The organism is Trichothermofontia sp., assembly GCF_053493415.1.
Genome location: NZ_JBRCAD010000115.1, coordinates 52,674 through 60,898 on the forward strand (window position 1 = coordinate 52,674; position 8,225 = coordinate 60,898).

At 55.0% G+C, this 8,225-nt stretch carries 5 protein-coding genes and 1 tRNA gene; 1 reads left to right on the forward strand and 5 read right to left on the reverse strand.

Annotation, left to right across the window (positions count from 1 at the left end; translation table 11 throughout):
* The first annotated feature begins 31 nt into the window (after positions 1–31).
* Positions 32–104 (forward strand) — tRNA-Ala (locus ACWIUF_RS10100).
* A gap of 325 nt (positions 105–429) precedes the next feature.
* On the opposite strand, the gene ACWIUF_RS10105 is transcribed toward ACWIUF_RS10100, so the two are convergent.
* The 5 genes from ACWIUF_RS10105 to ACWIUF_RS10125 form a co-directional block, all read right to left on the reverse strand.
* Positions 430–2,907, reverse strand: coding sequence for a hybrid sensor histidine kinase/response regulator (locus ACWIUF_RS10105; RefSeq protein ID WP_448572237.1), 2,478 nt, complete (start codon positions 2,905–2,907; stop codon positions 430–432).
* A gap of 101 nt (positions 2,908–3,008) precedes the next feature.
* Positions 3,009–4,466: a methyl-accepting chemotaxis protein gene (locus ACWIUF_RS10110; RefSeq protein ID WP_448572238.1), complete on the reverse strand. Its 1,458-nt coding sequence runs from the start codon at positions 4,464–4,466 to the stop codon at positions 3,009–3,011.
* Positions 4,467–4,674: 208 nt separating this feature from the next.
* Positions 4,675–6,135, reverse strand: a complete 1,461-nt coding sequence (locus ACWIUF_RS10115) for a HAMP domain-containing methyl-accepting chemotaxis protein (RefSeq protein WP_448572239.1) — start codon at positions 6,133–6,135, stop codon at positions 4,675–4,677.
* 93 nt (positions 6,136–6,228) lie between these two features.
* A complete protein-coding gene (locus ACWIUF_RS10120) occupies positions 6,229–7,311 on the reverse strand; it encodes a chemotaxis protein CheW (protein ID WP_448572240.1) in 1,083 nt (360 codons plus the stop codon).
* Between the two features lie 219 nt (positions 7,312–7,530).
* Positions 7,531–8,225, reverse strand: a 695-nt coding sequence (locus ACWIUF_RS10125; protein ID WP_448572241.1) for a tetratricopeptide repeat protein, incomplete at its 5' end; no start/stop codon positions are given.

The following is an 8,225-nucleotide window of genomic DNA, read 5'->3' on the forward strand; positions in this document are numbered from 1 at the left end:
GCCTGGTAAGATAAGGGTTAACGGTAATATCGGGGAATTAGCTCAGTTGGTAGAGCGCTGCGATCGCACCGCAGAGGTCAGGGGTTCGAGTCCCCTATTCTCCATTAAGCCTAAGCGAACACAGCGTCTCAGTCGATGCGCCTGTGGAAACGCGACGCGAACGAAAAACAATGTTGGAGTAGGCATCCTGTCTGCCCCGGAGACAACCGAGGCTGCGATAGACCCAGAGGATGTTTTAAAAGGGGGAGCGTGGTTAAAACCCCGACTACGAACCTCGACGCTTGACTGTCCTAAGGATTGTTTTGCGTTTGTAGTTGCGCTTTAGCGCCAAAACGACTTGTTTCTGGACTTTTCCAACACCCGCTCAGACGGCTATCCCGCGTTGAATGGGCGATCGCCTGACGCTGGCTGCCGGTAGGAGAGTCAGGCTCAGATCAGGCGATTCAAGGTTTCCAACAACACATCCTGGTTAAAACTACTCTTAGTGATATAGGCATTGGCCCCGGCTTCGGCCCCCCGGCGTTTGTCCTCATCACTGGCCAGGGTAGTGACCAGGATAATCGGCAATTCGCTGTATTCCTTGTGTTGGCGAATGCGCTGGGTGAGGCCCAAGCCGTCCAGATTGGGCATTTGGATATCACTCACCACCGCATCAAAAGATCGGGTTTGCAGCTTATTAAAGCCATCCAGCCCATCCACAGCAGCCACGACCTCATAGCCAGCCCCTTCCAGAATGCGTTTTTCCTGGGTGCGGGTGGCGATCGAATCCTCCACTAAAAGAATCGACAAGCGTCGTTGATCCGTGGGCTGGGCCGCCACCACAGACTTGCCTTGCCGCTGTCCCTGCCGACGCACCGACTTAATTAAATCCGCCGGATTCAGGACCATACACACGCGTCCGGTTCCCAAAATCGTGGCCCCAGAAATATTGCGCACCCGCTTGAGTAACTGGCTCTGGGGCTTGAGGACCACATCCTGCTCATCCAACAGCGCATCCACAAAAACGCCCAGTTGTTCTTCCCCGACCCGCAGAATAATGCAGGGTAACTTCTGCTCCGCACTGCCGAGGCGCTTGCCGTTATCACTGACCGGTAGCTCTAGTAAATCCGACAAATAGGCAACGGAAATGGGTTGATTTTGATGCAGAATCGTGGGGCGATTTTCGATCGTAAAGACACTCTCTAAATGCACCAAACACGCGGTTTCTACGGCTTCGACCGGAATCGCATAGGACTCGCCCCGGAGCGCCACAATCAGCACATGGGCGGTCGCCAGCGTCATGCTTAATTGCATCCGAATGGTACAGCCCTGACCTGGTGTTGAAAGGACCTGAAGGTTGCCTTTGAGGCGATCGACGTGGGTACGCACCACATCCAACCCCACACCGCGCCCCGACACCTCCGTGACTAAACTCCGGGTGGAAAAACCGGGTTCAAAAATCAAATTCTGGATTTGGTTAGGCGAGAGGCTGGCTAACTCCTCTTCCGAGACAATCCGCCGTTTCAGCGCCGTTTGTTTAATCTGCTCCAGATCCAGACCGCGCCCATCGTCACTCACCTCAATCACGATATGGGTGGGGGTTTGGTAGCCGCGTAGGTGGATAGTGCCCATTGCGGGTTTGCCGCGCCGTTCCCGTTCCGTGGGGGCTTCAATGCCGTGATCCACCGCGTTGCGCAGGATATGCATGAGGGGGTCCTTCATCTCCTCCAGGATGCGCTTATCGGCATGGGTGTCGCCCCCTTCGATGATCAGATCGATCGCCTTCCCTTCCTGCCGCGCCAAATCTCGCACTAACCGAGGGAAGAGGTTAAACACCGTACTCAGCGGCAAGAGCCGGAGCGTCCGAATTTCTTCCTCTAGGTCTTCGCTAATCAGTTCTAAACGGGCTGTATCCTCCGACAGAGTGCGGCGGAGTTGGTTCACCAGCGTCCCCAACTGTTCTAGATGGGTTTCCGTGCGGTTGTAGAAACTCTCCAGCTTTTGTAGGTTGCCGGTTCCCCTGCGAATCTCCTCCAGCAGGAAACGATTGAGGAATAAATCCCGGCTCCACTCTTCCCAAAGACTGGCGATCGTGTCAACTTCCGCCAGTCGATGGGCAATGCGAATCTTGGTAACCGTGAGTTCTCCGGCCTGGGTCATCAGGGCATCCAGGTTACGCGTGGGCACCCGGATCGTTTCGATATGGTAGCTACTGTCCGGCGTACTGGTGGCGGTCGCTACGGCCACAGCGGCTCCTTGGGAACCATTGGGACTCGCGGCGGGAGAGTCCAGGTCCACTCCGGACTGACTGGCCACGGGAGCAGGGGTTGGCGCGATCGCCTCCGGACTCCCTGACGCGGCGAGGGCGGCTGCCATGACCTCGGCAGGCGGGACCGTATCGGATTCTGGGCTGGGGGGAGCCTCGCTATTCCAACCGTCAGCGGGTTCAGACGGGGGTGCTTCCGGGGCGATCGCCTCAGACGTTCCTTGGGGTATCGCGCTCTCAGCCTCGACCTCGGTCTGCTCGGCGGGGGTTCCCCCCGATTCTGGGGTGGCTCCCATAAGTTCCGCCAGGACATAGAACGTATTGACCGCCGCTGCTTCCCCCGTCAGGGCTTCGTTCACCAGCTTGCGCACGGCCTCTAGGCCATGTCCCAGGTGATCGGCAAGTTCCGTGGTAAAGGGTTGTTCGCCACGAATGACCTGGCCAAGCAGATGCTCCATCTGATGGGCCAGCGTTCCCAGATCCTTCAGCCCCAGCATATTGGCATCGCCCTTGAGGGAATGGGTATCCCGCATCAGCGCCTTCAGGGTTTCCATGTCATCGGGATGCTTTTCGAGGTGCAACAGACCCGCATCCAGGTTTTGGATATGCTCTTCACTGGCGATCTGAAAAACCTCGCGCAGTTCATCATCTTCAATTCGCATGGTTGGGTTCCTCGTGGCAGGTAATGAGAAGTGAGGAATGAGGAGTGAGGAGTGAGGAGTGAGGATTTATCTCTTTTCTCGCTTCTCTTTTCTCTCCTCTCTTACACGATCGCTTTTAGGTTCTGCGCTGCTTCATTCAATCGCTGGGTACCAATGCGAATTTGACTGATTCCCCCTGTGGTTTCCTTCGCCGCCACATTGAGGGCATTCATGGCATCCACCACCTGTTGAATCGCGATCGCCTGTTGTTTGATATTGAGGGAAATTTGCTGGTTATTCAGCACCACGTTATTCACTGCATTGGCTACACCGGAAAACGCATCCGAGGTTTCCTGGGCAATACGCACCCCCTCATCAACGGTCTTGGTGCCCTCATCGGTGGCCATGACGGTGGCGTTGATCGCGTTTTGAATATCGGTGACCAGATCGCCAATCCGTTCCGCCGATTTTTTGCTTTCATCCGCTAGCTTGCGAATTTCCCCCGCCACTACTGAGAAGCCTTTGCCGTGTTCCCCCGCTCGGACAGCTTCGACAGCCGCATTCAGAGCCAGCATATTGGTTTGGTTGGCGAGATCACTGACTAGGCCGGAAATACTGCCAATCTGGCTGGTTTGCTCACTCAACCGCAGAATTTGCTCCGCGATCGCGCTCACCTTGGTTTTCAGAGTAGCCATGCCCTGAATCGTGCGTTCGACGGCCCGTGTCCCGTTATCTGCGAGGCCCAGGGCCTGCTGTGCCCCCGCTGCTGCGGCTTCGGCCTGCTCGGCGGACTGGCGTGACGAAGCCCCCAACTCATCCATCGTCGTAGTGGTCTGGCTGACGGAGGCAGCCTGGTGGCTGGAACTGCGCTCCTGTTCTTCAATGCTGGAGGCAATTTCCGTGGTGGAACTGGCGATCACGCTGGCCGCTTCGTTCATCTGCTGGCTGGCCCGCCGAATCACCAGGGTGCCAATAACCCCTGATGCCGTCAGGGACAAGGCCGATGCCCAAATGAGTAACCGTTGCAGATCTTGCAGGGCCTTCTCCTCCTGGGCGCGGGCCTGGTTGACCAGATCCCGTTCATACGCATCCATGACGAGCAACGCCTTTGCCGTGTCCTCGGCTTTACTACGGCCATTATCCTGTCGCCATGCCTGCACAGCCAGTTCTGGCTTGCCCTGATCCACTAAGTCGATAAAGCCCTGATTAAGTGAGAGCCGGTCCTCCGCCAATGCAGTCACCGCCCGCAGGTTTTCCTTTTGCTGAGGACTCACGATCAAGCTCTGCAAAGTAGCCAGTGACGTTTTATACGCTGCTTGGGCATCTCGGAAGGACTGGGCTGAGGTCTCATTCTTTTGCAGTAGGTAGCCACGGGTCGCCCGTGAGGCCACGTTCAACTGCACCGTAATGCGGTTCACCTCATCCAAAACTTGGCTGGCGTGGGTTACAGCTGAACTCGCTTCCCTAACGCGATTGACACTCATAAAGGTCATGATGGTCGCACCCACAAAGGCAACCACGGGCACGGCATAGCCCAGAATAATCAACTGGCGGAGTTTTAGGCGGTTCTGCTGAGACATATCAAGAATTCCTTACCAGATGAACGGTTTGATGTACTCTTGGCATATTTTGATGTACTCTTGGCATATTACGAATTAACCGAGCAGGTGCACCTCGGAAAAACTCGCTGGCTGAGGTACTTAAACAAATGATTAAAAAGGTCATTCAAAAAAATTAAATAATTAGACAGATGGTTAATCACCCTTAAACAAACAGCTAAACAAACAGCTAAATGATTGCTTGTAGGTTTTGGGCGGCTTCATTCAACCGCTGGGTGCCAATGCGAATTTGGCTGATCCCCCCCGTGGTCTCCTGGGCGGCAATATTCAAGCTATTCATCGCATCAACAACCTGTTGAATCGCGATCGCCTGTTGCTTAATGTTGAGGGAAATCTGCTGGTTATTCAGCACAACATTGTTGACGGCAGTGGCTACCCCCGCAAATGCAGCCGAGGTTTCCTGGGCAATCTGCACCCCTTCATCGACGGTTTTGGTACCCTCGTCGGTGGCCATGACGGTGGCATTGATCGCGTTTTGGATATCGTTCACCAACGCGCTAATCCGTTCCGCCGACTTTTTACTTTCATCGGCTAACTTACGAATTTCGGTAGCCACCACCGAGAAGCCTTTGCCATGCTCCCCCGCCCGGACCGCTTCGACAGCGGCATTCAAGGCCAGCATATTGGTTTGGTTGGCAATATCGCTCACCAGGCCGGAAATACTGCCAATCTGCCCGGTTTGCTCACTCAGCCGCAGGATTTGTTCTGCGATCGCGCTCACCTTGGTTTTGAGGGTGGCCATCCCCTGGATCGTGCGATCGACAGCCCGGTTGCCGTTATCCGCCAACGCGAGGGCCTGCTGGGCTGCGGATGCTGCCGCCTCGGCTTGCTCGGCGGACTGGCGTGACGACGCGCCTAGCTCATCCATTGTGGTGGTGGTCTGGTTAACCGAAGCCGCTTGATGGCTAGAACTGCGTTCCTGCTCTTCGATACTAGACGCAATTTGGGTGGTGGAACTGGCGATCAGGGTGGCTGCGGCATTCATCTGCCGACTGGCCCGTTGGATCACCAGGGTTCCGATCACACCCGACGCTAGCAAGGATAGCCCGGAGGCCCAAATCAAGACATTCTGTAGTTTGCGGAGGGCCTCCTCTTCGCGATCGCGGGCTGCTTCAACGAGTTCCTGCTCACGGGCTTCCATTGCGGCCAGTTGCTCGGAGACAGCCACCGCCTTGGCCCGTCCGGCATTGCTACTGCGCCAGCGATTGATCGCCTCTTGCCCTTGCCCCTGGGTGACCAGATCCATCAATTGCTGGTTAAAGGCCATTAGGTCACTTGCTATTGGGCGTAACTGGGTCAGATTGCGCCGCTGTTGCTCATCCCGAACATCCTGCTCTAAACGGGCCAGATAGTCTTGGTAAGCGGCTCTAGCCTCCTCGTATACTTGACGTGACAAATCGTTTTTTTCCAGCAGATAGCCTCGACTCGTGCGGATCATGATTTGTGTCTGTACATTCACCCCGTGAATAGCATCGAGAAGGTTACTCGATCGGGTGACTTCCTGGGTCGTCTCCCTAACACGATTAGCACTCCAAAAGGCAACTACCGAGGCACCTAAGAGGGCAAGTACGGGTACGGCATACCCAATAATAATCAACTGACGAAGTCTGATATTTTGCTTTTGCAGCATAACCCGGATATCCTCTACCCCAAAGGGTGATTTATGGACGGCTAACAAGTGAGAATATAACCGCTTTTTACAACCTTCGCACGCCCCCTGCCCTCAAACTTCCTCATTGACAACTAGACTGCCCTTTAGAAATAGCTTGGGTAGATCCAATAAACTCATCGAACTGCTCCGGTAGGGCGCAACCCCATCCAGATATTCATCATGGCCCGTATGCAGCGCCGCCGGAATCGGTTGAACGTCTCTGGGATTGACATAAACGACATCAAGAACTTCGTCTACTGCGATTCCCGCCACAATTCCATCAAGGTGAATCAGCATGGCTTGGTGCTTCTGGATGCCATTATTTGTGAGGTTTAAGGCATAGCTAATGTCAATTAAGGTGACTACCTCACCCCGCAGGTTAATATTGCCAACAATGTGTTGAGGGCAGCAGGGAATCGGCGTAATCATCTGGATCTCTGTAAACTCATGGATTGCGTCTAGGCCAATACCAAATAGCTCCCCCTGGAGGTTCACTACCGCGAAGGGCTGCAAGCCCACTTTGCTGACCTGTTCGGTACGATAGCGTAGGTTCTCTGCGCGTTGCTGGAAGGCTTGCCACGCAGCGGGACTCACCTGGGCAAAGCCGGCAATGGGATAGGTGTTTGGGTCGGCGGCATGGGTAACGGGAGCACGATCGCGGATGTCAGGCACACTCGCCGTGGCCACGGCCATCTCGGTATCGGTGACCTGTAGGGTCTCGGAATACCGCAGGATTTGGGCTGCATCCAGTAAGGTGACAATCTGCGCCCCCACCTCAACCAGATCGGTCACGAAGCGCTGGGTTGAGAGATGCTCGCCGCGACCATAGGTGAGATCAATGGGGGTACGATCGCGCTGGATTAATTCGACATCATAGACGCGATCGACAATCACCCCGGCCCGCAAGTTGTCCGCTTGCAGCACAATGACACTATTGGTGAGTTGGTAGGGCTGCCCCATGCGCCCAAAGCGCCGATTCAGGTCAATCACGGGCAAAATTTCACCCCGAAGATTAAGAATGCCGACAATATCGGCTGGCGCTTCTGCAATGGGAATTAAGGCGGGGAGGAAGAAAATTTCCTGAACCGCCGAGGTGGCGATGCCATAACGACATTGATTCAGATCAAAAATTAAATAATGGGAGGCTGAAGTCATATATCCGTTCTCGCTTAACCAACACCAATACCGAGCGTCAATGTCCGCTCAATGTCCGCTCAATGCCCGCTCAATGCCCGTTCGACATCAGCACCGAGACCCGCCATCCCGCCCGAATCCCGGTCCGGCACATTGATTGTCTGCTCGTCTCTGAGATGCCCTGATTGGATCTTTCCCACTCTGCCCAATGAGCAACGGAGATGATATAAAAATTAAACTTTAGGACCCATTTTTAATTTTTTTCTCTAAGTATTGTTGCAGTTCCTTAACTGTTAAATCATGACCGGCCTCAACTACCCCATCTTTTGGCAATTTCTTAAGCATTTCTAAAGCCGAGAGCCACATTTTATTGGCCCTTGCCCAGTTGCCTTCGCGATCGTAGAGATTACCCAACTCCACATAGGCATGGATCGCGTCCGGCTCTAGATAAATAATGCGTTTCAGAAAGACTTTGGCCCCCTCAAAATCACCAGTTGCCTCGGCAATCTGGGCCAGGAGGTAGTAGGGTTTTAGGACCCAGGCATTGAGTTCCAGGGCTTGTTTACACGCCGCTTCGGCTTGGGCATAGTTCCCTAAGCTGGCATAGGCTTCTGCTATGAGACAAAAAGCCGGCCAACACTGGGGTTGGTGTTGGATCAACGCTTCGGCAGCCGCGATCGCTGGGGCGTAGGCTCCCTGTTCTAATAACTGCACGATCACGGCTAATTCAGGCGCTTGGACCGAGGCGAGGGGTTCGAGGGCCGGTTGGGCTGGTAAGGTCCGTTCTGGGTTGGCAGCTAGCACCGGCGTGGGTGAGGCAGGCTGGGGAGATGGTGGGGGGTGATAGGGCAAGGGGGCCGGTAACGGAATGGTAATTGGCGGCGGCAGGGACAGCGGCGGTGCTCCTCCCGGTGGGATGGGGGTGGTAGGGGTGG